The organism is Actinoplanes derwentensis, from assembly GCF_900104725.1.
GTDB classification, from domain to species: domain Bacteria; phylum Actinomycetota; class Actinomycetes; order Mycobacteriales; family Micromonosporaceae; genus Actinoplanes; species Actinoplanes derwentensis.
On the sequence record NZ_LT629758.1, the window covers coordinates 2,862,588 to 2,886,624 of the forward strand.

A 24,037-nucleotide genomic window follows, 5' to 3' on the forward strand; every position below is an offset into this window, starting at 1 on the left:
ATCGCGAGATCCTGGTGACGATGAGTGGGCTGGTCATCGCCATGCTGCTCGCCCAGCTCGACAACATGATCGTCGCGCCGGCGCTGCCCACGATCGTCGGTGACCTCGGTGGGCTGGAGCATCTGTCCTGGGTGACGACCGGGTACATCCTGGCCACCACGGTCGCCACGCCGATCTGGGGCAAGCTCGGCGACCTGTTCGGGCGGCGGATCACGTTCGTGTCCGCGGTGGCGTTGTTCCTGGTCGGGTCGATGTTGTGTGGCATGGCGCAGAACATGGCCGAGTTGATCGCCTTCCGCGCGGTCCAGGGCCTGGGCGCCGGTGGCCTGATGGTCGGTGTGCTGTCGATCATCGGCGAGATGATCCCGCCCACCGACCGCAGCAAGTATCAAGGCGTGATGATGGCGGTCATGCCGGTCGCGATGATCGGCGGCCCGCTGATCGGCGGGTTCATCACCGATCACCTGGACTGGCGCTGGGCGTTCTATGTGAACCTGCCGTTGGGCCTGGTCACCCTGGTCGTCTCCTGGATCACCCTGGCCCGGTTGCCCCGCGGCACCGGACGGGCCCGGATCGACTGGTTCGGCACCGCGCTGCTCACCGTCTGGATCACGTCGCTGGTGCTGATCGCGACCTGGGGCGGCACCCAGTACGACTGGGACTCCCCGCAGATCCTCGGGCTGGCCGCGCTGACCGTCGCCGGGCTGGTCGCGTTCATCGTGGTCGAGCGGCGGCAGGCCGAACCGATCATGCCGCTGCACATCTTCGCCAACCGTAACTTCGTGCTGGCCGGTGGCATCGCCTTCATCTCCGGGTTCGCGCTGTTCGGGGCGATCGGTTACCTGCCGCAGTATCAGCAGTTCGTGCAGGGCGCCTCGGCCACCAACAGCGGGCTGCTGCTGATGCCGCTGATGGCCGCGGTCATGGTGGTCAGCATCGCGGCCGGTCAGATCATCGGCAGGACCGGCAAGTACCGGATCTTCCCGATCGTCGGCTCGGCCCTGGTCGCGACCGGCATGTTCCTGTTCGCCACGGTCGACACCGGCACCTCGCAGACGGCCACCGCGCTCTACATGGTGGTCCTCGGCGCCGGCATGGGCTGCCTGATGCAGACCAGCACCCTGATCGCGCAGAACAGCCTGGAGCTGCGCGACATCGGCGCCGGCACCGGCGCGTCCACGTTCCTGCGCAACATGGGCAGCTCGCTGGGCGTGTCGATCCTCGGCGCGATCTACACCCACCACCTCACCGCGTCGCTGACCGAGTCGGCGGCCGGGGGCACCGGCTCCGGGCCGGGCGAGATCGCCTCGATGACCCCGGCGATGCTCAAGTCGATGCCGGAGGCCGTCCGGCACGCCTTCCAGCAGGCCGTCACCGACGGCATCTCCCACCTGTTCCTGTGGGGCAGCATGGTCGCCGCGGCCGGCATCGTCGTGGCGCTGTTCATCCGGCAGGTCGCCCTGCGCGGCAGCAAACCGGCCGCGAAGCCCGAACCGGCCCTGTCCGACGCCAACTGAACCAGAACGCCAGCTGAACCAAGGAGCCAGCGGCGGTGCCGGGGCCACCACCCGGCCCCCGCCCGCGCGACGTCTCTAGTGGGGGCTGACCCGGACTTCGGGGAGGTCGGTGAACCAGGAGGCCTCGCGCAGCGTGTCGAGGATCCGGCGGCGGCCCTGTTCGTCCTGCCGGTCGATGAAGAGGATGCCGTCCAGGTGGTCCGTCTCGTGCTGCATGCAGCGCGCGAGCAGCCCGGTGCCGACCACCTGGACCGGGTCGCCGTGTTTGGTGTAACCCTTGGCGGTCACGTTGAGACGGCGCTTGGTGTCGAGGTAGATGCCGGGGATGGAGAGACAGCCTTCGGGGCCGCCCTGGATCTCGTCGTCCGGAAAATCCAGCACCGGGTTGACCAGGTGGTCGAGGCCGAGTTCGTTGCCGGGCAGGGCCGGGTTGAGCGCGAAGACCCGCAGTTCGACGCCGATCTGTGGGGCGGCGAGACCGGCGCCGCCGGACGCACCGAGCGTCTCGGTCAGGTCGCGGACCAGGGTCTCCAGTTCGGCGTCGAAATCGGTGACCGGGACGGCGATACGGCGCAGCACCGGGTCGCCGACCTTCCGGATGTCCAGCACGGTCATCAGAGCCTCCTCATATCCACTGTCGTCGTGGACATCTTCGCGAACGGCCGGTGCGCTCGGCCACTCGGTGGTCGCCGCTGGGACTCGAGCCCGGCGAAACGCGTACGCCGCAAGGGTCTCTTGATCTTCTCCGGGGTTGCCACAGCGGATTCTCACGAAACTCTCACGAACTGCCGCTATGGCTTCTTATCCCCGGCGGGCATCGTGGAACTCGCTGGTGTGGAGCCGGCGATTCGGACTCGGAACGGGGAGACACCATGAGTGACCAGATGCCGCGGACACCTGACGACGACACCGCGGCCTTCGTCGCCGACTCGGAGCCGAAGGCCGTGCCGGCCGCGCCTGAGCCGGCACCGACGGCGCCAGTAGCAGCGGCGGCGGTGCCGGCCGGGCCCGCTGTGAGCCGGTGGCGGGGGCGCCGGGTTCCGGTGCTGGTGGCGGGGGCCGCGCTGGTGCTGGGCATGGTTCTCGGCGGCGGGGTGGTCGGGGCCGCCGCGCTGATCGGCGGTCACCACGGCGAGGACCGCGGCGGTCACATCAGCCGTGAAGGACGGCCCGGCGCGCGGGGCGGGGACCACGCCAGGGACGGCGAGCGCGGCCCCCGGCCCGGCGGGAACCGGGAGCGGGACGGACGTGGGCCTGGGCGTGACGGCCAGGACACTCCGGCGCCGGTACCGTCGGCGGTCGCTCCGAGCGCCTAGCGACCCTGCCACACTTGCCGAAAGTCGCCCCGAACCTGCGTGAGCACGGCAAACCTGGAAGGAGCGACAGTGGCGGAGGGGAACATGCGGGTGCTGGTGGTGGACGACGACGAGTCGGTCCGGGACTCGCTCTCCCGGACACTGCGGTTCGAGGGGCATGACGTCGACACCGCGCGGGACGGCCAGGAAGCCTTGGACATGGTTCACGCCGGGGAGCCGGACGCGATGATCCTCGACGTCAACATGCCGTTGATGGACGGGCTCGAAACCTGCCGCCGCCTGCGCCTGGACGGGATCCTGCTACCGGTGCTGATGGTCACCGCCATGGACACCGTCGGGGACCGGGTGGCCGGGCTCGACGCGGGAGCCGACGACTATCTGGTCAAACCGTTCGCGTTGCAGGAGTTGAAGGCCCGGCTGCGGGCACTGCTGCGCCGGACCCGGCCGATGCCGGCACCGGCCGCCGCGGCTCAGGGGCCGTTGAGCTTCGCCGACCTGCGGCTGGACCCGGTGACCCGGGAGGTGTGGCGTGGCGCGCGGCTGCTGCGGCTGACCCGTACCGAGTTCGCCATCCTTGAAGTGTTCCTGCATCATCCGCGCCAGGTGCTCAGCCGGCCGGCGCTGTTCGAGCAGGTGTGGGGCTGTGACTTCGGTGAGACCTCGAACAGTGTGCACGTCTACCTCGGCTATCTGCGCCGCAAGCTGGAGGCCGACGGCGAGAAGCGTCTGCTGCACACGGTGCGCGGGGTCGGCTTCGTGCTCCGGGAGGAGCCGCTGTGAGAGTGATCCGGAAGGAGCCGCTGTGACAGTGATCCGGGAGGAGCCGCTGTGACGGCGGTCCGGCAGTGGTGGGAGCGGCGGACGCTGCACGCCCGCCTGGCGGTGCTGATCAGCGGGGCGGTGGCCGCCGCCGTACTGAGTGTCGCGGTCGCGGCGTGGGTGGCGGTCGCCGAGATCCAGCACCACCGGTTGCGGACCGCGCTGAGTACCGACGCCGTCGCCGTCGCCGCGGCCGGGCCGCCGGTGGCCGCCCCGGAACGCCGTAACGGGGACGGCCGCCGCGGCCCGCGCGGGTGGGGGCCACGCCGGCAGATCCTCGACTCCACCGGAACGGTGCGCGAGGGCGTGACCGATCCGCTGCCGGTGACCGATCTCGCCCGCCGGGTGGCGACGGGCGGCGGGGGCCAGACCGAGGAGGAGATCCGGGTCGGTGACGACACCTACCTGATGGTGACTGTGCCCGTCACCGGTGGTGGGGCCGTGCAGGTCGCCATCGACCAGGACGGCGACGAGCAGACGCTCGCCGCCTTCGGGCTGCTCCTGGTGGTGTTCTCCGCGCTCGGGATCGCCGGTGCGGTGTTCCTCGGCCGGGTCGTGGCCCGCGCCGGGCTGGCGCCGGTCCAGCGGCTCACCGAGGCGGTCGAGGACGTCGCCGTCACGATGGATTTCCGGCAGCCCGTCGCCGTCGGTGCCGGTGGGGACGACGAGGTCGCCCGGCTCAGTGCGTCGGTCAACACGATGCTCGCCGCCGTCGACACCGCCCGGCGTGCGCAGCGGGCCCTGGTCGCGGACGCCGGGCACGAACTGCGGACCCCGTTGACCAGCCTGCGCACCAACATCGAACTGCTGGTGGACGTGGAGCGGCATCCGGAGATCGCGCACCGCCTGTCGCAACACGACCGCGACAAGCTGCTCGCTGACCTGGAGGCCCAGATCGGTGAGTTGTCCAAGCTCACCACCGAATTGATCGAACTGTCCCGGGAGGAGACCACCCGCGAGGCCGCCGAGCCGGTCGCCCTCGCCGACGTGGTCGAGGCGGCGATCAGCCGGGTACGCATCCGCGCTCCCCGCCTCACGTTCCGCGCCGATCTGACGACGGTCACGGTCCCGGGCCGCCCCGGTGAACTGGAGCGGATGCTCGTCAACGTGCTCGACAACGCCGCCAAGTGGAGCCCGGCCGGAGCCACCGTGCACACCGCGCTGACCGTGGACGGCGACGAGTGCCTGGTCACGGTGGCCGACAGCGGGCCGGGGATCGACGAGGCCGACCGTCCGTACGTCTTCGACCGCTTCTACCGGGCGGCGACCGCACGCTCCGCACCCGGTTCCGGGCTCGGGCTGGCGATCGTGGCGCAGACCGCCGCCCAGCACGGCGGAACCGTCACCACCAGCGGCCGCGAACCACACGGCACCGTCGTCACCATCCGGCTTCCCCAGCTCGTGCCGGCCGTCCCCACCGCCGGCCTCAGCTAGCCGGGGAGGGCCGGGCGAGGGCGTCGCGGAGCGTGCTGCCGTACGAGAAACCGAGGTCCTGCAGCTCGTCCAGACGGTCGGCCAGCCGATCACCGAGGGCCCGCAACTCGGTGTCCCCGGCCGGTTTCAGCGCGGTCCAGGCACGCAGACCGGAGGTCGCATGGAATTCAGCGGCCGTGTCGTTGACCGCCAACAGGCACAGAGCCAAGAGCCAATGCGCGCGTACGGCGTCGCTGCCGACCGCCCCGGCCAGCTCATCCTGCAGCTGACCGGCCCGCACATACTCCCGTTGGACCGCGTCCTCGACGGTCGCGACCAGCACGTTGAAACCGTTCTGGAGACCGGCCTCATCGACCCTTACGACAAGTTTGCCGGACAGTCCGCTGTTGAGCGTGAACCGAACAGCGCCGAGGTTCATGACGAACTGGCCCAGCGGCGGTTCTTTGCCCGCACCGCGCTGGATGAGATGTCCCGTGACCGGAACAGGCCGGCCGTTCTCATCCTGTCCGCGCCCGAGAAGTCTCGGCAGGTCGACCTCCACCCGGCCCTCGAAGATCACGATTCCGTTCGGACGGCCTAGCATCCGCGTCTTGCGGGCCGCCCTGATCGGGGCCCACGGGTTCAGGTTGTCAGGATCAGCGCTGTCAGCAGGGCGAGCAGAAGCAGCGCCGCCGGGATCCACAGCACCGGGCTGCGGAGACGTTCCAGCGGCGCGGGCACTTTTCCCGGCGTCCGGAGCCGGGTCACCTCGCCCAGCCGGCCTTCGGCGACCAGCACCGCGAACACCGTGTCACCCGGTGGATCGGGATAGACCGCGGCGGCGGCGTCCGCGGCCTGCCGGGCACCGTCGAGGGAGGCGATGGCGTGGGTGGTGAAGGCCATGCCCGGCCGTCCGGCGAGCAGTTCGTCGACGGTGGCCAGGAACCGGCGGCAGGCTTGCGGGTCCTCGGCCGGTCCGGCCCAGTCCTGCTGAGGACCGCTCACCGCGTCGACATCGGGGAGATCGGAATCGATCCGGGACAGTACGGTGTCGAGCCGGTCCCGGACCTGGTCGATGCCGGCAGTGTCGGCGTGCTGAATCCAGCCGTCCACACTGGCTGCGTCGAAGACCTCGTCCAGGCGCAGCCCCAACTGACGGCGCGGGGTGTCGTGCAGCCCGGCCCAGACCAGCCGGCGGACCAGATCCCCGTCCCCAGGTCCCGCGGTGATCACCAGCCGGTACCGGATGACGGTGTTCACGGCGTCCCGGCGCTGCGACGGAATGCCACTGACGAGCAGGTGCAGACCCTCCCCCGTGCTTCGTACGATGACTTCCGGCTCTTCCAGGACCACCCAGCCGAGCACCGGTTCCCACCAGGGCACCGGTGGTGCCTCGCCGAGGAAGGTGTAGTCCAGGCGCCGGGCGTGGCCACGGGTCATCAGGTACGTCAGCATCGGCTCACCACTGCTCGACACGGGGATCGGTGTTGAGGCCGCCGAGCTGGGCCAGCGCGTCCTCCAGCTGCTGCCGCCGCCGTTTCGCCGCCTCGATCTCGATCCTGGTCCCGGCCCGTTCCCGCCGGTTGGTGAGCGCCTCCCCGCCGAGGTAGTAGTCCAGGGCGCCCCAGAAGCCCTTGTCCTCGGCCTTGCGTTGCAGCAGGTCCTGGTAGTGGGCCACTTCCTGCCCGAGCCGGACCCGTTCGGCCTGCCGCTGACCGGCGACGATGCAGTTGCACATCTCCTTCATCACGGTGTCGGCGGCTTTCGGGCGCAGCGTGGTCCCCCGGAACCGGTAGTGACCACGGAAGTCGAGTCCCGGCAGCCCGTCGCCGTCGTCGACCTCGAACCACTCCGCCTCCATCAACTCCACACACCCGTACGTGTCGATCGGCGCATAGACGACCCGGGTGATCCGGTCGCGGGACTCCTGACGGATGATGTCGAGCAGCGGTTCGTACGCGGCCCGGACCTTGGTCCGCAGGTCGTGCCCGGACCGGCCGGTGCCGCCGTTGTCGTCGAAGTACCGCTCGCACTTGATCGGGGCGATCACCAGCACGGCCGGTTCGTCGCGATGTTCCTCCAGGTTGCGGGCCTTGGCCCAGCGCCGGGTCACGGCCTGCACGTCGGCGAAGCCGAGCAGGTCCGCCACCGCACCCTTGTGCCGGGAGGTCACCGCTTCCATCAGTACCGCCGCGTCCACCGGCACCAGAAGCATCAGGCTCTCCCGGATGTGGGTCTCGCACTGCGGCCAGTTGGCCGACACCTCGGGGCGCATGCTCCGGTAGATCGGGTCCAGCCAACGGCCCGGATAGTCCAGGATGCTGAACGGCACCCGCATGGTGGCGTCGCCGCTGGACTCCAGTGCCACCTCGTACAGGAACATGTCCTCGGTCCCGCCCAGCGAAGCGGCGTCGAATTCGCCGGCCGCGACCGCTCTGGCCAGGTCCCGGCGGTGCCGTTGGACCCGCACTTCGGTCTGCTCGCCGAGGGCCACGTTCACCGGTGTGCTGCCCAGGAGCCTTTCGGTCTCCGAGAGTACGGCGGTCAACAGTGTCGTCTTACCCACCCGGGACGGGCCGATCATGGAGATCTTGAATGTGTCAGCCACCGTTGTCCTATCGTGCCGTCGTGATCAGCTGATGGACGATGCCACGAACATGCTGGGTGTGTGCCGTCACCAGCGCGGGACCGTCGAGTTCGTCCGGCCAGAGCTGGTCCCGGAAAGCCGCGGACAGGCGCCGGAACTCGGCCCGTGACGTGCTCGACCGGATGAACTCGTCCTCGAACTGCTCGGCGTACGCGTACAACACCTGGGCTGCCATCCGTGGTTCGTCGGCCAGGAGCACCCCGGCGTCGTACGCGGCCTGCCGGGCGAGTTGGGAGAGCTGGAGGAACAGGTCCCGGGCGCCGTCCGGTGACCGTGGCAGCCCGGCGACCGCCAGCAGCCCACCGGGCGGGCCGTTCACCGGTTCCGGTTCCAGCACGTCCAGGGCCCGGCGCAGTTTCGGCAGGATCCGGGTGTGGTAGTCGAGCCGGATGTCCAGCACGAAGTCGATCGTCTCGGCCAGCCCCGGGCACGGTTCCGGGGACTGCCGGATCCGCTGCGCCAGGGTCCGCAACGCGACCTCACCGTCCTGGTCCTTGTCCCACATGTGCGCGAACCGTGGGCCCAGCGCGACGGTCAGCCCGGTCCAGAACTCGTCGCGGCGCCGGTTGAGCACGTCGTCGATCGCCGCGAACTGCCGAGCCAGATGGACCCGTACGACATGAAGGGTCTGACTGGCCAGTGGCAACGCGCCCTTGTCGACCCGCATCCGGCTCAAGGCCCCGGTGATCCACTCCTGTTCACCAGCACCGAAGCCGTCCAGGATCCACGAGCGGATGCCGGCCTGGGCCACCGCCACCCGCTCGTGGAACTCGACGTCGTCGTGGTTCTCGTCGGCACGCTGCCGGTTGTCGTCGACCCAGTCCTGCACCGACGTGGTGACCTCGGCGCGCAACTGGTCGGCGCGGGCCAGCACCTCCTCCAGGTGGGTCGGCGCCATCAGTGTCCGCAGGCCGTCCAGGGCGTCGCCCATGGCCGTGACCAGCGCGGACCGGGCCGCCTCGCAGTCCTCCAGCACCGCCGTGATGACGGCGTCGTCCATCCGGGGCAGCGCATCGGCGAGGTGGTCCAGCACCGCGCCGAGAACCGCGGCGCGCACGATCTCCCGGTCGGCGCAGTCGGCCTGGATCGTCCAGTAGTTGCGGCCGCCGACACCGTCGTTGAGACGACGGTGGATGTCGTCGCGCAGCGCGTTCACGTTGACCGGCTCACAACCACCGTCGTTGATCAACAGCAGGGCGAAGTCGCGCAGTGCCGCCGCGCCGCGGGCCTGCCCGATCAGTTGCAGGGCCTGGCTGTCCTCGGCCGACCACATCGCGTTGGTGTCGGTGGGCCGTTTCACCACGATCACGAAGTCGACGTCGTCCCGCAGCCCGGCCAGGTGGTGCTCCTCGGCGCCGGGCACCAGTTCACCCAGGCCGGGCAGGTCGATCAGGCCCAGGGCGATGACGTCGTCGATCGGGAACGGGCAGGTGATCACGGCGTCGCGGACCGCGAGGTAACGCCGGTCGGAGCCGGCACCGATCGCCGGGTAGGAAACCCAGGACCGTAGTTCCGCCATCTCCACGGTGCGCTGCCGTCCGGTCAGCAACTCCCGGTACGAGTCCAGTGCCTGCTGCATCTCGCGGAGCCGGGCCAGCATCGGCGCAGCCTTCGGGTGGGCGGCCGAACCGGCTCCCTCGGCCGGCCGGTAGTCGAACCTCGCGAAGTCGCCGAGCGTCGCCGGAGCCGGATCCAGGCCCAGTTCCTCGTGGTACGGCGCGACCACCTCGTCCAGGAAGGACCGGACGGTGTGCATGGTCAGGCGGGCTTCGCGCTGGTCGGGTGCGTGGTAGATCCGGCTGCGCACCGCGGTCACCGGCTGGCCCTGACCGGTCGGGATCTGCCGGTCGTCGAGCCCGGACAGGCTCTGCAGCAGGGTGCTCTTGCCGTTGCGGGCCCGCCCGGAGACGCCCAGGTTCACCGTCGACCGGTTCAGTCGCCCGCGCACCGTGGCGAGGCCGGTCAGCCGCTCGGCCGCGGTCCGCAGCAGAGCCCCCGCGTCGAGGCCGGCCAGCCGCTGGGCCACCGGTCCGCCGTCGTCGGCCGACCGGATCACCTCCAGCGCGGTGTCCAACTCGCCGAGCAGGACCCGGATGGACTCCCACCGGTGGATCTCGTGCTCGACGGCGGGAATCATCCGGCGCCGGCGAGCGAGTGTGCTGTTGATCCTGTCGCTGACATCACGAACGGTCGTCATGTGCTCCCCATCAAGCCGCTACCGGACGACGCTATCCCGGAATGCAGCGGGTCCCGGGAGAGCCGTGTGGACACTGTTTCCGGCTCCGGAGAGGACACATTCCGGTTCGCCGACGACACCAGCGACCAGGATCCGTACGGCGGCCGTCCCGCCGCGTACGGCCGCACCGTCGCCGACGCCGCTACGGAGATCGAGAAGTCGGCGTCCGCTCACCCCAGGGGTGGGGTGTAGCCCAGCATGGCCGGGATCCGGCACAGATTCAGCAGCAGGTCCAGGGCAGCACGGCCGTGTCAGTCGCGACCTCGGGACGGTTGCCGTTCCAGCCGTGGGTGAAGACGCCGGGCAGCTCCAGTTCGTACCGTTCGAGGGTTAGCAGTTCCGCGGCCGCGGCGGCGAACGTCGTCGCCGCCAGATGTTCAGCGCGGCCCAGCGGGCCGGGGGTCCGCCGGTACAGGTCGACGGCTCCGTCGTGGCGCACCCCACCGGCGTGCAGGGGCAACGCGAACACCGCTCGCACCCCGGCGGCCAGCGCGGCGCGGGTGAACCACGGCCACCGCTCCCGCCAGGACTCGGCCTCCAGGTCGGGCACCAGCACCGGCCGCCGCGTCGCGGTCGCGTCCCGGCACGGGCCCTCGTCCAGGGTCAACTGTGCCGACTCCAGTTGTGGACCTCGTGTCCGTCTCGGCGCCACCGTGACGACTTCAGATCCGGCACCACCAGAAACCGGCATCCCACCGAGACAGGGGTCCTCCACCTTGCGGCGGATTCACCTCCACGCTACCTCGACCGCCCACGATCACCGTTTCACGGCCACCCCGCAGTACTGGTTGACGTCGATCTCTGCACTGTCGGTGTCCGGGCGCCACCGGTTACAGGGCACCACTCCCGGATCGAGCAGGTCCAGGCCGTCGAAGAACGCGGCGATCTCCGCCGAACCGCGATACTTGATCTTCGGGGTGCCGCGTTCGTTCCAGAACTCGACGATCCGGTGCGCCTCGGCGGTGTTGATGTCGTGGCAGCCGTGCGCGATGGACAGGAAACTCCCGGCCGGGACGGCGTCGGCGAGTGCACCGACGATCGCATGGGCCCGGTCGTCGTCCCGGATGAAGTGCAGGATGCCGAGCAGGTTGATCGCGACCGGCTCGGTGAGATCCAGAGTCTCGGCGGCTCGCGCCAGCAGGGCGGCCGGATCGTCGAGGTCGGCTTCGACGTACGCGGTCCGGCCTTCGGCGGAGCCGGTCAGCAGTCGCCGGGCGTGTATCAGGACCAGCGGATCGTTGTCGGCGTAGACGACCCGGGTGTCCGGGGCGATCCGCTGGGCCACCTGGTGGGTGTTGTCGGCGGTCGGTAGCCCGCTGCCGATGTCGAGGATCTGCCGGATCCCACCGTCGCGAACCAGATGGCTCACCGCCCGGCCCAGAAACCGGCGGTCCTCGCGGGCCAGCGCGACGATCGAGGGCATCATGCCCGCGATCGCGGCACCGGCTTCCCGGTCGGCCGGGAAGTTGTCCGTGCCGCCCAGCCAGTAGTCCCACAGCCGGGCGGAATGTGGCGTGCCGCTGTCGATCCGGTCATCGGTCTGCCCCGTCATGACGCACCCTTCCCCGCGATCCCCAGAACCACAGTGGTCAATATACGGGCCGGGCGGCGGGTGGGCGTGCGAAAGAATGTCGTACCCCACGGCTAGGTTCTCAGGTGTTCCTCGCTTCTGCCGAAAGGTGGCCCGGATGCCGGCCGACACGACGTACCTCGAACTCTCCGAAGACAGTGGGAGCTCCCACAAGTTCTACGAGGTGACCATCGACGGCACCGACCTCACTGTTCGGTATGGGCGGATCGGTGACCGTGGTCAGGTCAAGCAGTCGTCGTATGCCAACGAGGACAAGGCCCGTTCCGAGGCGGCCAAGAAGATCGGCGAGAAGGTCCGCAAGGGGTATGCACCGGCCGTCGCCGGCCAGCGGCAGGCCCGTTCGGTCAGTCGCCGGCAGATCGTCAGCACCCGGTCCACCGCCAAGCGGGCCCCCGTCCTGTGGCGTTACAACTCCGGCAGCCCGGCGTTCGGGGTCTTCGTCGACGGCGACGTCTGCATGGTCGGTAACGAGGCCGGTCTGATCACCACGCTGAGTCACCAGGCCGAGGTGCTGCAGCAGTTCCGGCTGCCCGACGGCGTGAAGTGCATCGTCGCCGACGACCGCTGGATCTACGCGGGGTGCGACGACGGCAACGTGTACGACCTGTCCGGCAAGGTGCCCCGCCTGGCGTACCGGATCGCCCCAGAGATCGACATCTACTGGCTCGACATCCACGATGGTGTGCTCGGTGTCTCGGACGCCAACGGCGGTATCGCCGCGATCGACCACGAGGACGAGTTCCTGTGGCAGCGCCCCGGCCGGGGCTCGTCGGGCTGGATGGTCCGCTGCGACGACAACGCCGTCCACCAGGGCCACAGTGCCGGTGTCACCAGTTACGACTGGCGTACCGGTCAGGAGCTGTGGCACACCGGCACCCGCGGTTCCGTGCTGTTCGGCTGGCAGGAGCGTGACACCGTCTACGCCGGCACGTCCGACCGGCGGGTCGTCGAGCTGGGCAAGGACGGCAGCAACCGGCAGACCTACCAGTGCGACGCAGCCGTGTTCTCGTGTGCCGCCGCCGAGGACGGCCGCTACATCTTCGCCGGTGACAGCGCGTCCTCGGTCTACTGCTTCGACGCCGCCGGTAACCGGTTGTGGAAACTCGGCACCGGCTGCGGCTCCGCCTACTCCATGCAGTACCACGACGAGCGTCTCTACATCGTCACCACCGACGGCTCGCTCGCCTGCATCGACGCCAGCGAGCAGGCCATCCGCTCGGCCGTCGACGGCACCGTGCCCCAGGTCGTGGACGTGAAGGCCCCGCCCCGGATGGCCCAGGTCGCTCCGTCCAGCACTGTCGAGATCGTCCACGACCCGGCCGACGGCATCGTCGTCGAGTGCGTCGAGGAGTCCGGCCGGCTCCGCATCCGGGTGGTCTCGGCGGGCTACCACGCCGACTGGCAGGTCCAGTTCCCGAAGGGCATCCGCCAGAGCGGCACCCGTTACGTGGTCACCGGTATCCGCGAGGCCTCCCGCGGCGGCTTCTACCGCGCTTACGGCGAGATCCGCCGCCTCTCCTGATCGACGACAGCCGCCGGATCGCCCGCGGCCCGGTCGAACCGGGTCGCGGCGTCTCCCCGGCAGTCAGTAACCGTAGATCATCTTGTAGGCCACCTCCGGCAGGAACTGACCGGCGCTGGAGCCACCGCCGACCCCGCAGTTGCCGTCGGACTCCCCCGGCGTCTTGAGCCACAGCAGCATCTCCGCACCGCCACCGAGCTGACTCGGGGTACCCAGCCGCCGGCCGGCCGGGTTGCACCATTGGCCGTTGGCGCCGTTGCCGTTGCGACTGGTGTCGATCACGAAGGGTTTGGTGTGACCGAGGCGCCGCAGTTCGGTGGCGAGCCGGTTGCCGTAGGTGGCGTTCTCGCCGGTGCCGAAATAGTTCGACACGTTCAGCGCGAATCCGTGCGCGGCGGCTACTCCCGCGGTGTTGAGCCGCTGTGCCATGGTGGCGGCGTCGACCCAGCCGGGGTTGCCGGCGTCCAGGTACGCCCAGGTGTTGGGCGCCTTCCTGCGGAACTGATCAGCGGCCCGCGACAGCATGCCCACCCGGTCGTTGATCTGCGCCTGGTTCATGCAGCTGAAGTCGCCCAGGGAGTCCGGTTCCAGAACCACCACGGCGGGCCGGTTGCCGATGGCGGAGGCGAAGGACGAGATCCACGAGTCGTACGCGGCGACGCTGCCGGCGCCTCCGCCCGAGTGGCCGCCGCAGGCGTCACGGCCGGGGATGTTGTAGGCCACCAGCAGCGGCAGTTTGTCGGCCGCGTCGGCGGCTCCGACATATCCGCCGACCGCTGATCCGATGTCGCCGCTCCAGTTGCCGAACCAGCTCGCCATCGGCTTCTGGGCGATCGAGGTCCGGATCGCGGCGGCCCGCCCGTCACCGGGGTTGGCCGCGGCCCACGACGCCGGGCTGGAGTAGGGGTTGACGTAGAACCCGCTGGTCTGGCTGATCGGGTCGGCGTGCGCGGCGGGCGCGCCGAGCAGGACCGCGGGGACGGCCAGCGCCAGCGCGGCGAGGGTACGGGTCAGTGCGATGCGTTTCATCGACGGGTCTCCTGAGCGTCAGAGGGGTCGGCTGTGGAGCCTTCGCCGCGCTGCGGGGTCAGCGGCGGAGACGGACGTTCACCGGCCGGAGGCGATGCCATGGGGCTGGAAGCGCTTCCAGGCCGAAACAATCCATTAACTTAAATGTGATGCTGGGCAATGCCACGGCCGATGTCAAGGGGCCCGAGCGGCCTACCGCAAGTCCGGGACCGCTTCCAGAAACGCCGGTGCCGTTCATCGACGCCATCGTCAGCACTCGATATCATCGGCCGTCAGCCACCGGACCCGGCGGCGACGGCGACGGACCGGAAGGACTCGGACTCGCGATGGCGTCAGTGGCACCTCGGCGGCAGCCCACTCTCGACGAGGTGGCCGCACGCGCCGGCGTGTCACGCTCGGCGGCGTCCCGTGTCATCAACCAGGCGCCACATGTCAGCCGGGCCACCCGCGAGGCGGTCGAGCGAGCAGTGAAGGAACTGGGGTACCGGCCGAACCGTACCGCCCGCGCTCTGGCCACCCGGCAGACCGGGATCATCGCCCTCGCGCTCTCCCACGATGATCCCGCGCTGTTCGCCGATCCGTTCTTCGCGCAGGTCATCGTCGGTGTCTCCGCGGCCCTCGAGGACACCGATCTGCATCTGCTGCTGTGCCTGGCCAGCTCCGGGCGGGGCCGGTCCCGGCTGACGAGTCTGCTGCAGACCCGCGGCGTGGACGGCATCATGCTCATGGCGCTGCACGGCGACGATCCGCTGACCCGCATCGTGGAGCAGGCCGGCCTGCCCACGGTCCACGGCGGCCGGCCGTTGCACACCGAGCCGCGATGGTTCGTCGACTCCGACAACCTCGGCGGGGCGCGGCTGGCCACCGAGCACCTCATCGGCCTCGGCCGGACCCGCGTCGTCAGCATCACCGGCCAGATGTCGACCCAGGTGGGCGCGGCCCGGCACCGCGGCTACCGGGAGGCGATGGTGATGGCCGGCCTGGTTCCGCACGGCACGGTGGAGAGTGACTTCACCGAGTCCGGCGGCGCCGCGGCGATGAGGACACTGCTCGACCGGCATCCCGACCTCGACGCCGTCTTCGCGGCCAGCGACAACATGGCGGCCGGAGCGCTGCGGGTGCTGAGCGAGACGGGGCGGTCCGTACCGGGCGATGTGGCGGTGGTGGGTTTCGACGACCTGGACGTGGCCGAGCGGACCGGCCCACCACTGACCACGGTCCATCAGCCGATCCAGGCTCTGGGCCGGGAGATGGCCCGGATGCTCCTCGGGTTGATCGCGGGGCAGGAGCCCACGTCCATCATCCTGCCGACCAGATTGGTACGGCGCGGCTCCGCCTGACGCGGCGATCCACGATTCCGGTGAATGCGAAAACCACCGTCGCGGAATCTGTTACGCGCGAGCCGGTGACGTTCTGAGCTGGCAAAACATAGATCATCTACTCTCACGTTCACGCATTGTGGAGCTGGGAGCGCTCCCGTAACATGCCGGAAGCAATGATTGATTCTTGTCGATTCATTGCTGGAAAAGCGTCCCCGGCGATTCCCTGAGGAGGTCCCTGATGGCGGAACCGAGAAGACGGGCACGTGCGGTTCTCGGCGTGCTGGCCACCGCCGCGTCGATGCTGATCGCCGCGGGTGCGGCGGTTCTGGCGAGCGGGACCGCCTCAGCCGGGCAGACCAGCACCCTGGCGGCGACCGCCGGCTGCGGCAAGGCCCCCACCTTGCGCGACGGCACCTACACGATCCAGAGCGGCGGCCGCGCCCGCACCTACATCCTCCGGCTGCCGGCCGGCTACACCAGCACCCAGGCGTACCGCCTCGTCGTCGGCCTGCACTGGCTCAACGGCAGCGCCAACGACGTGCTCGGCAACGGCTTCTACGGACTGCAACAGCGGTCCGGCAACAGTGCGATCTTCATCGCGCCCCAGGGCCTCGACGCCGGCTGGGCCAACACCGGCGGCCGTGACGTCACCCTGGTCGACGACATCCTGCGTACGGTCGAGAACGACCTGTGCGTCGACACGTCACAACGGTTCGCGCTGGGCTTCAGCTACGGCGGCGCGATGAGCTACGCCCTGGCATGCGCCCGGCCGACGGTGTTCCGGGCAGTGGCGCCGATCGCCGGCGCCAACCTCAGCGGCTGCTCCTCGACGTCCCAGCCGGTCGCCTACTTCGGTATCCACGGCATCCGCGACAGCGTCCTGAACATCTCGGCAGGCCGGTCCCTCCGCGACGCTTTCGTGCGCGCCAACGGCTGCACGGCGCAGAACCCTCCGGAACCGGCATCGGGCAGCGGCACCCACATCACCACCGGTTACAGCGGATGCCGGGCCGGATACCCGGTTCGCTGGGCCGCCTTCGACGGTGACCACGTGCCATTGCCGACCGATCGCAACGCCTCGTCCTCCTGGGTCGCCGGTGAGGTGTGGCAGTTCTTCACCCAGTTCGGCGACACCAGCACACCGTCGAGCCCCACACCGTCGGCGTCGAACAGCTCGGCACCGGGTTCCGGGGCGTGCCGCGTCAGCAGCACGGTCAACGCCTGGAACAACGGGATGACCGTCAACCTCACCGTCACCAACACCGGCGGCACCGCCCTCAACGGCTGGGCCCTGGCGTTCACCCTCCCCGCGGGACAGGCCGTCACCAACGGCTGGAACGCCACGTACGCTCCCGCGTCCGGCCGGGTGGTGGCCACCAATGTCGCCCACAACGCCGCACTGGCCGCCGGCGCGTCGGTCGCTTTCGGATTCCAGGCCACCCACACCGGCGACAGCGGATCACCGACCGCTTACACCCTCAACGGCGCGACCTGCACCTGACCACGACCGCCGTCAGGCAGCCGCCCCGCGCAGGACCGCGTCGACAAGGGTTTCGGCGAAGCGGTCCTCCGGGACCGACGGGGTGATACGCAGCATCGACTGGATCATGCCGGGGGCGGAGAGCATCAGCTGGGTCAGCTCGACGTCGAGGTCGGCGCGTAACTCGCCGGTCTCGATGCCGCGCCGGAGCACCTGACGGGTCACCTCGCGGCGGGGCTCGACGAAGTCCTGATACATCCGGGCCAGCTCGGTGTCGCGGAGCAGTTCCGGGAGCAGACAGGCGGTGACTTTGCTGTACCGCTGGGCACGCGGGGTGCGGTTGGCTTTGATCAGGGCGATCAGGTCATCGCGTACCGAAAGGCCGGTGGGCTCTGGCAGTGGCCCTTTCATCGACCGGACCGCGTCGATCAGCAGGGCTTCCTTGTTGGGCCAGCGCCGGTAGATCGTCGCCTTGCCGACGCCCGCTTTGGCGGCCACCGCCTCGATCGAGATCGCGGCGGCGCTCTGCCCGTCGCTCAGCAACCCCAGCACCGCGTCGAGGATGGTCTCGTCGGCCTGGGCGTTGCGGGGCCGGCCAGGAGCCTTACGCTCCTGGCCGGCCGTGGTGCTGCTGCTCATGTGGTTCATTGTTGCCGGTCGGTTACGCGCCGGCCAGTTCCCGGTCATGTTTCTCGGCCGAGGCCGGAGCGGCTCCGGCCTCGGACGGCGCGGCGGCCGGGCGCTTGCCGGGCAGCCAGAGCACCGCCACCAGGACTCCGAGCAGGGCGAACACGGTCGACCCGATGGCCGCGTAGTGCATCGCGGTGACGAACGCCGCATTGGCGCTGTCCAGCAGTGCGGGCGCGGCCGGGCCGGCCTGACCGGCGACCGCGTAGGCACCGGCGATCGACTCGCGGGCCAGGTCGGCGGCGTCGCCCTGAAGGCCGGCCGGTGCGGTCAGGTGACTGCGGTAGACCGAGGACACCACCGCGCCGAGGACCGCGACACCGAGTGCTCCGCCGAGCTGGCGGATGGTGTTGCTGACGGCCGAGCCGACGCCCGCCTTCTCCCGCGGCAGCGTCGCCATGATCGCCTCGGTGGCCGGCGGCATCACGTTGGCCATGCCGACGCCCTGGACGAAGAACGCCACCGCGACCAGCGCGATCGGGGTGTCCACGCCGATGAACGTCCAGGTGGCGAGGCTGAGCGAGACCAGGAGCAGACCGACCGTGCTCACTGCTTTCGGGCCGAACCGCTTCACCATCGAGGAGCTGGCCGGCGCGAAGATGATCTGGCCGAGCGCGAACGGGACGAACAGCGCGCCGGACGCGAGCGGCCCGTACCCGCGGACCATCTGCAGGTAGAACGCGCCGAAGAACATCGAGCCCATCGCCGCGAAGAAGACCAGGCCGATGATGCCGGTGGAGGCGGAGAACTGCCGGTTCATGAAGAGCCGGACATCGAGCGACGGGTACGAGATCCGGCGCTCGTAGAGCACGAACCCGACCAGGACCAGCAGGCCGGCGGTCAGGGTGGACCAGGCCGCGAGTTCACCGAAGCCGTCCTCGCCACCCTTGATCACGCCGTAGGTGAGCAGGGTCAGGCCGACGATCGACAGCAGCACGCCGATCACGTCGATACGGCCCGGTTTCGGGTCACGTGACTCCGGCACCAGGATCGCCACCAGGGTCACTCCGGCGATCACGATCGGCACGTTGATCAGGAAGACCGAGCCCCACCAGAAGTGTTCCAGCAGCACTCCGCCGAGCACCGGCCCGATCGCGACGGCCAGGCCGACCGCGCCGGCCCAGACGCCGATGGCGCGCGGGCGTTCCCGCGGGTCGAAGACGTTCGCGATGATCGAGAGGGTGGCCGGCATGACGGCCGCGGCGCCGAGTCCCATCAGGGCGCGGGCGGCGATCAACTGGTCCGGTGAGGTGGCGTAGGCGGAGATCAGTGACGCGATCCCGAAGACGGTCAGCCCGGTGATCAGACTGAGGCGGCGGCCGAACCGGTCGGCCAGGATGCCGGCGGTGAAGAGCAGACCGGCGAAGACCAGTGTGTACGAGTTGATCGACCACTCGAGTTCACTCTGGGTCGCGCCGAGTCCCCGGTCGGGGTCGGCGATGGTGCTCATCGCGACGTTGAGCACCGTGTTGTCGAGCACGACCACCAGCAGGCTGATGACCAGCACGCCGAGGATCGCCCATCGCCGGGGATGCCCGGTCTGGGGCTGAGCTTGGGTTTCCATGTGCGGGTTCCCCCGAAGACTTTCCGAAACGGAACCGTTCCGTTTCACAAAGGAAGTTAACGTCTCACCCCCATTAACGGAACGGCCCCGTATCGAAAGTGTTGTCGGTCACTCCCGGCCCTCCGCTCCGTGGTGAACCGGGGCATAATGCGGCGTGCAAACCGGCTTGAGGTTCGAGATTCTGGGGCCGGTGCGGGCCTGGCGCGACGGGCACGAGGTCCACCTGGGCAAGCCGCAACACCGGGCGCTGCTCGGGCTATTGCTGGTGGCTGGTGGCCGGCCGGTGGCGATGGCCGAGCTGATCGACGTGCTGTGGGGTGACGAACCGCCGGACTCCGCGACCAACGGCATCCACCGGATCGTCGGGATTCTGCGGCGGGTACTGGAACCGGATCTCGCACCCCGGGAAACCGGCCGCTGGCTGGGCCGCTCGGCCGGCGGTTACCGGATGGCGGTGACCGCCGAGCATCTGGATCTGCTGCGGTTCCGGGCACTGATCAACGACAACCCCGACATCGGCGGGTACGTGGCGGCCTTGGCACTGTGGACCGGCCCGGTGCTGGCCGGCCAGTTCCGGGAACAGCCGATGGTGGTGGCCGTGGACCGGGAGTACCAGCAGGCCGCCCGGCAGGCCGCCGATCTGGCCCTGACCGCCGGAACCGCCGGCCAGGTGCTCGGGGTGCTGCGGCAGGCCGCCGACCGGCATCCACTGGACGAGGCGCTGCAGGCCCGGGTGATGCTGCTGCTGACCGCGGACGGCCGGCAGGCCGACGCCCTGGAGGTGTACCGGCAGATCACCCGGCGGCTCGCCGACGAACTGGGAGTAGACCCCGGAGCCGAGCTACGGGCCGCCCAGCAGCAGGTGCTCCAGCAGGAGACCGACGAGGCGGACCGGCCCGCGCAATTGCCGCGGGATCTCGCCGTGTTCGTCGGACGACAGGACGAGCTGGCCGGGGTGCTGGCGCTGTACCGGCCGCCGACCGGTGCGTCGACCCCGGTGGTGATCAGCGCGATCGGTGGGATGGCCGGTATCGGCAAGACCACCCTGGCCGTGCACTGGGCCCACCGCGTCGCCCACCAGTTCCCCGACGGGCAGCTCTACCTGAACCTGCGCGGCTTCGACCCGTCCGAGCGGCTGATGGATCCCGGCGACGCCCTGGTGCGGTTGCTGGACGCACTGGGCGTACCGGCGACCAGGATTCCCGCCGGCCGGGACGCCAAGGCCGCCCTGTTCCGCAGCCGGATGTGGGGCCGCCGGATGCTGATGCTGCTCGACAACGCCCGCGACGAGCAGCAGGTCCGCGATCTGCTGCCGTCCTCCCCCGGCTGCCTGGTGATCGTGACCAGCCGGCACAGCCTCGCCGGGCTGGTCGCATCCGACGGCGCGGTGGCCGTCACCCTCGACGTGCTCGCGGCCCCGGACGCGCGGGCCTTCCTGACCCGCCGGCTCGGCCCGGTGCGAGTGCACCGCGAGTCGGACGCGGTCGATACGATCGTCGCGTTCTGTGGCGGGCTGCCCCTGGCGCTGGCGGTCGTCGCCGCCAAGGCGGTGCTGCGGCCCCAGCAGCCCCTCGCCGAGATGGCCGCCGCGCTGCACGCCGCGCGTGGACTCGACGCACTCACCTCACCGGACGTCACGGTCAACGCGCGCGCCGTGTTCTCCTGGTCGTACGCCGCTCTCACTCCGGTCACCGCACGCCTGTTCCGGCTGCTCGCGGTGCATCCCGGCCCCGACGTGACGGCGGAGGCGGCCGCGTCGATCGCCGGTCTCACCGCCGACCGGGCGCAGGCGGCACTCGACGAACTCGCCCACGGCAGCCTGATCACCGAACACGCTCCGGGCCGCTATCAATCCCACGACCTTCTGCGGGCGTACGCCACCGAACTGCTCGCCGACGATGAGGCAACCGACGCCCGGCAGCGTTTCTTCGACCACTACCTGCATTCCGCGGTGGCGGCCAAACTGCTGGTGGTGCCCGGTGCCGTCCCGGTTCCGCTGGACCCGCCCGCCGCCGGGGTCCGGCCGCGGGTGCACGCCGGGCGTGACGCCGCGTTCGCCTGGCTCCAGGCCGAGTTGTGGGTGCTGGTAGGTGCCGTCGAGGCCGGTTTCGGGCACGGTATCGACAGCCACGTGTGGAAACTGACCTGGTCGACGTCGCGGATGGGCCTGCACGCGGACACCGAGATCCGCATGCTGACCATGTCGTTGACCGCGGCGGAACGGCTCGGCGATCAACGGGTGATCGCCCGGATGACCGACGGCCTGGCCATCACCACCCTGCGCGCCGGCTGGCTGGACCAGGCCGAGACGTACGCCCGCCGCAGCCTGGAGATCGCCACCGGTCTCGGCGACAGCGGCGCCCAGATCCGCGCCCTCATGGGCCTGTGCGAGATCTATCAGCGTACCGAACGCGCCCACCTGCTGATCGACGTCGCCGAACACGCGCTGGCCCTGGCCCTGGACAGCGGCGGCGCCGACGCGGAATCACTGGCCCGAGGCGCGCTGGCCTGGGGTTACGCCGCCATGGGCGAATACGACAAGGGTTTCGCCGAAGGCGCGAAGGTACTGGCTCTGGCCGAGATCTCCGGCAACTTCATCGACCGTCACGCAGCGCTGGACAGCATCGGATTCGGTCACCTGTGCCGCGGCGACCACGCCACCGCGGTCCGGTACTTCGAGGAGTCGATCGAGGTACTGCGAAACTCCGGGCACCGTGTCAGCGACGAGGCGGCGGTCTGGGAACACCTCGGCGACGCCCACCTGGCCACCGGCGACACCACCGCCGCCCACCAGGCCTGGCGCCGGTCCCTGACGATCGCCGACGACTTGGACGCATGGACGGCCCACCGGGTCCGCGCGAAACTGGCGGCACTCCCGACAGAGACCTGACCAAGCGATCCCGACACCCTGACGCGTCCTCACCCGAACGGCTCCATCCGGCCCCACCGAGGCGGCCATGCACGGCCCGCCGTGTCATGACGCTGCGCGCACGGCCTCACCCGGCCACGTCTTATCTGCGGCAGAAGAGCGCGCCGGGGAAGCGCCCCAGGCCGTGCCGATGGGCCTTCGTGGTTCGATTCAGGCGTGACGACGATTGAACAGATGCTCACAGCCGCTGAGTCCGACCCGTCTTCAGATTTCTGGGAGCAGTTGTTTGAGCAGGCACGTCACATTGGCATTTCCGATGACGACCAAGCGTTGCTCCTCCGACGTCTGCCTGAGATTGCCGGACGCTACTCACCCACTGAGCAGGACAGCGTCCTCTTCCTCGCTGGGCAAATCGCAGCAGACCTGGACGAAGCACGCTGGCCTGGATTCCGCGAAGAGTTGGCGGCCCTGCGCTTGCTGGCCGGCGGCTGGCTCACCTCCCCGGCCGGCCCACAGGACTTCTTGTATCGCCTGCAAGCGATGGTGGCGCTGGAAGGCGATGCGTTGTGGGGTGCGGAACTGGGCCGCATCGTTGACGATGAGATCGAGGTGGAGTGCCCCCACTGCGGGACCATGCTCTTCGTGGCCTTCGGCGACGGTGGCCACTTCGCGACCCACGAGGACTATGCGACCAAGACCGTCGTCGAGCAGACACCCTTGCTCCCGGCCAGTCCCGCCGACCTGGACGGTGCCGGACAGCGGCTCTACCAAGCAAGCGTGCAGCACGGGCAAACCGCCATCGCCACTGCACTCACGTACCTGTTCGGCCATGCCATCTGCACACAGTGCAGCACCGAATTCCGCGTGTCTGACCAGGTCTCCCGCTACTGACTCGGGGCTCGGGCGGGCGCGGATCACGGCAAATGAGTGAGTCTGTTCGAGGTTCGGGTATAGCCCACGCACCGGCACAGCTGGTGGGTCGCACGTTTGCGGGCCGGGTCCGACCGCATCGGCGAACCGGTTCACGAGCACCCGCGGTTGTGCCTCGTCCGGCGTCATTGCCGCAATATATCGACGACCGCGCAGGGGCACGGTCCGCCGGTTTCCTTCAGGTTGGCATTCGGTTGCCGATGCGGTGGCCCGTGACCGAACCACCCAAGTTCTCCCTGCCCCGATGGCTGCCGCTCGTTGCTGCCACCGCCGTGGGCGTCGCTGGGATCGCCGCGGCCGCCGCTGTCGCCTGCCGAAGGCAGCCCGCCATCCTCGTCGAGGACGTGCCCGAACTGCCGCCACCGGTTCCGGTGACGCCCGCGGAGAGCAGCAGACCGCCGCGGTCTCGCGGGATCGTGCTCGTGATCGTGGCCGTCGTCGCCGCGGTGTGGGCGCTGGTGGTCATCTGCGACGACCTGAACGAGGTGGAGTGCGCGAGGGCCCGCAGTTCCTCCTATAGCGTGGGGGCCGGCCGGCCGCTCGGCGAAGTCCACAGTGTTTCCGGCGACTGTGCCGAGCGTTGATCACCGGCCGGATGCCGGGAACGGTTTCCTTCAGGTTGGCATTCGGTTGCCGATGCGGTGGCCTGTGACCGAACCGTCCAAGTTCCGCCTGGCCCGATGGGTGCCGTTGGCCGCAGCGGTCGCCGTGGGGGCCGCCGGTCTCGCCGCCGTGGCCGTGGCCCGCCGTCGCGAGCCGGCCGTTGCCGAGGCGCCGCTGACACCACCATCACCGCGGCCGGGAACGGAGACACCAAGTCCCCTCCGTTTCCGGGCGATCCTCGTGGCGATGACGCTCGGGGTACTCGCGGTGTGGACGTTCGCGATCCACACCAATGCCATGGCCGAGGTGGCCTGCGTGGAGGCCCGCGAGCACCTCGACTCCCGGGACAACAGCTGGCAGACGGCCTATCGTTACGTCGGTGGCCTCAGCTCCACCATCGAGGCCACCGGCTCCTACGAGGTCGCCATCGCCTGCGCCTACCGTCGCTGAGGGAGTCTCCCGAAGTGGTTTCCTTCAGGTTGGCGTTCGGTT

22 protein-coding genes are annotated in these 24,037 nt (G+C 69.8%); 12 read left to right on the top strand and 10 right to left on the bottom strand.

The window, feature by feature from the left end; translation table 11 throughout:
- Positions 1 to 20: 20 nt before the first annotated feature.
- Positions 21 to 1,517 carry an MDR family MFS transporter gene (locus tag BLU81_RS12995; protein WP_092557002.1) on the top strand — a complete coding sequence of 499 codons (1,497 nt, stop codon included), beginning with the start codon at positions 21 to 23 and terminating at the stop codon, positions 1,515 to 1,517.
- 75 nt (positions 1,518 to 1,592) lie between these two features.
- Here BLU81_RS12995 and def read toward each other — a convergent pair whose 3' ends face one another.
- Positions 1,593 to 2,132, bottom strand: a complete 540-nt coding sequence (def, locus tag BLU81_RS13000) for a peptide deformylase (RefSeq protein ID WP_092544647.1) — start codon at positions 2,130 to 2,132, stop codon at positions 1,593 to 1,595.
- 257 nt (positions 2,133 to 2,389) lie between these two features.
- Here def and BLU81_RS13005 point away from each other — a divergent pair, with 257 nt between their 5' ends.
- From BLU81_RS13005 to BLU81_RS13015, 3 genes are all read left to right on the top strand, one after another.
- Entirely contained in the window at positions 2,390 to 2,833 is a 444-nt protein-coding gene (locus tag BLU81_RS13005) for a hypothetical protein (protein WP_092544649.1), read from the top strand.
- A gap of 69 nt (positions 2,834 to 2,902) precedes the next feature.
- Positions 2,903 to 3,613: a response regulator transcription factor gene (locus BLU81_RS13010; RefSeq protein WP_269461042.1), complete on the top strand. Its 711-nt coding sequence runs from the start codon at positions 2,903 to 2,905 to the stop codon at positions 3,611 to 3,613.
- Between the two features lie 48 nt (positions 3,614 to 3,661).
- Positions 3,662 to 5,086 carry a HAMP domain-containing sensor histidine kinase gene (locus BLU81_RS13015; protein ID WP_092544653.1) on the top strand — a complete coding sequence of 475 codons (1,425 nt, stop codon included), beginning with the start codon at positions 3,662 to 3,664 and terminating at the stop codon, positions 5,084 to 5,086.
- Here BLU81_RS13015 and BLU81_RS13020 read toward each other — a convergent pair.
- From BLU81_RS13020 to BLU81_RS13035, 4 genes are all read right to left on the bottom strand, one after another.
- Positions 5,079 to 5,645, bottom strand: a complete 567-nt coding sequence (locus BLU81_RS13020) for a hypothetical protein (protein WP_157751531.1) — start codon at positions 5,643 to 5,645, stop codon at positions 5,079 to 5,081. The genes BLU81_RS13015 and BLU81_RS13020 overlap by 8 nt on opposite strands.
- 62 nt (positions 5,646 to 5,707) lie before the next feature.
- On the bottom strand, positions 5,708 to 6,520 hold the full coding sequence (locus tag BLU81_RS13025; protein ID WP_092544657.1) for a hypothetical protein: 813 nt from the start codon (positions 6,518 to 6,520) through the stop codon (positions 5,708 to 5,710).
- A gap of 4 nt (positions 6,521 to 6,524) precedes the next feature.
- Positions 6,525 to 7,673, bottom strand: coding sequence for a hypothetical protein (locus BLU81_RS13030; protein ID WP_092544658.1), 1,149 nt, complete (start codon positions 7,671 to 7,673; stop codon positions 6,525 to 6,527).
- Between the two features lie 7 nt (positions 7,674 to 7,680).
- Positions 7,681 to 9,909, bottom strand: a complete 2,229-nt coding sequence (locus BLU81_RS13035; RefSeq protein ID WP_092544660.1) for a hypothetical protein — start codon at positions 9,907 to 9,909, stop codon at positions 7,681 to 7,683.
- 66 nt (positions 9,910 to 9,975) lie between these two features.
- On the opposite strand from BLU81_RS13035, the gene BLU81_RS13040 reads away from it, so the two are divergent.
- Positions 9,976 to 10,140 carry a hypothetical protein gene (locus BLU81_RS13040; RefSeq protein ID WP_157751532.1) on the top strand — a complete coding sequence of 55 codons (165 nt, stop codon included), beginning with the start codon at positions 9,976 to 9,978 and terminating at the stop codon, positions 10,138 to 10,140.
- A 28-nt stretch (positions 10,141 to 10,168) separates the two neighbouring features.
- Here BLU81_RS13040 and BLU81_RS13045 read toward each other — a convergent pair whose 3' ends face one another.
- Positions 10,169 to 10,555, bottom strand: coding sequence for a GAF domain-containing protein (locus BLU81_RS13045; protein ID WP_092544664.1), 387 nt, complete (start codon positions 10,553 to 10,555; stop codon positions 10,169 to 10,171).
- A gap of 150 nt (positions 10,556 to 10,705) precedes the next feature.
- Positions 10,706 to 11,500: an SAM-dependent methyltransferase gene (locus BLU81_RS13050; protein WP_092544665.1), complete on the bottom strand. Its 795-nt coding sequence runs from the start codon at positions 11,498 to 11,500 to the stop codon at positions 10,706 to 10,708.
- A gap of 136 nt (positions 11,501 to 11,636) precedes the next feature.
- Between BLU81_RS13050 and BLU81_RS13055 the strand changes: the two genes are divergently transcribed.
- Positions 11,637 to 13,061 carry a WGR domain-containing protein gene (locus BLU81_RS13055; RefSeq protein WP_092544667.1) on the top strand — a complete coding sequence of 475 codons (1,425 nt, stop codon included), beginning with the start codon at positions 11,637 to 11,639 and terminating at the stop codon, positions 13,059 to 13,061.
- Between the two features lie 63 nt (positions 13,062 to 13,124).
- On the opposite strand, the gene BLU81_RS13060 is transcribed toward BLU81_RS13055, so the two are convergent.
- Positions 13,125 to 14,090, bottom strand: coding sequence for a glycoside hydrolase family 6 protein (locus tag BLU81_RS13060; protein WP_092544669.1), 966 nt, complete (start codon positions 14,088 to 14,090; stop codon positions 13,125 to 13,127).
- A 326-nt stretch (positions 14,091 to 14,416) separates the two neighbouring features.
- On the opposite strand from BLU81_RS13060, the gene BLU81_RS13065 reads away from it, so the two are divergent.
- A complete protein-coding gene (locus BLU81_RS13065) occupies positions 14,417 to 15,430 on the top strand; it encodes a LacI family DNA-binding transcriptional regulator (protein ID WP_172890539.1) in 1,014 nt (337 codons plus the stop codon).
- A 220-nt stretch (positions 15,431 to 15,650) separates the two neighbouring features.
- Positions 15,651 to 16,913 carry a cellulose binding domain-containing protein gene (locus BLU81_RS13070; RefSeq protein WP_197686212.1) on the top strand — a complete coding sequence of 421 codons (1,263 nt, stop codon included), beginning with the start codon at positions 15,651 to 15,653 and terminating at the stop codon, positions 16,911 to 16,913.
- 12 nt (positions 16,914 to 16,925) lie between these two features.
- Here the strand turns inward: BLU81_RS13070 and BLU81_RS13075 are convergent, their stop codons facing one another.
- Positions 16,926 to 17,540: a TetR/AcrR family transcriptional regulator gene (locus tag BLU81_RS13075; RefSeq protein ID WP_092544671.1), complete on the bottom strand. Its 615-nt coding sequence runs from the start codon at positions 17,538 to 17,540 to the stop codon at positions 16,926 to 16,928.
- 13 nt (positions 17,541 to 17,553) lie between these two features.
- Positions 17,554 to 19,143 carry an MFS transporter gene (locus BLU81_RS13080; protein ID WP_092544673.1) on the bottom strand — a complete coding sequence of 530 codons (1,590 nt, stop codon included), beginning with the start codon at positions 19,141 to 19,143 and terminating at the stop codon, positions 17,554 to 17,556.
- 166 nt (positions 19,144 to 19,309) lie between these two features.
- On the opposite strand from BLU81_RS13080, the gene BLU81_RS13085 reads away from it, so the two are divergent.
- From BLU81_RS13085 to BLU81_RS13100, 4 genes are all read left to right on the top strand, one after another.
- Positions 19,310 to 22,033, top strand: coding sequence for an AfsR/SARP family transcriptional regulator (locus BLU81_RS13085; RefSeq protein ID WP_172890540.1), 2,724 nt, complete (start codon positions 19,310 to 19,312; stop codon positions 22,031 to 22,033).
- Positions 22,034 to 22,228: 195 nt separating this feature from the next.
- Positions 22,229 to 22,903, top strand: coding sequence for a hypothetical protein (locus BLU81_RS13090; protein ID WP_092544677.1), 675 nt, complete (start codon positions 22,229 to 22,231; stop codon positions 22,901 to 22,903).
- A gap of 251 nt (positions 22,904 to 23,154) precedes the next feature.
- The gene (locus BLU81_RS13095) at positions 23,155 to 23,526 is read left to right on the top strand and encodes a hypothetical protein (RefSeq protein ID WP_092544679.1); all 372 of its coding nucleotides are present in this window, start codon (positions 23,155 to 23,157) and stop codon (positions 23,524 to 23,526) included.
- 64 nt (positions 23,527 to 23,590) lie between these two features.
- Entirely contained in the window at positions 23,591 to 23,995 is a 405-nt protein-coding gene (locus BLU81_RS13100; protein WP_092544681.1) for a hypothetical protein, read from the top strand.
- Positions 23,996 to 24,037: the final 42 nt, after the last annotated feature.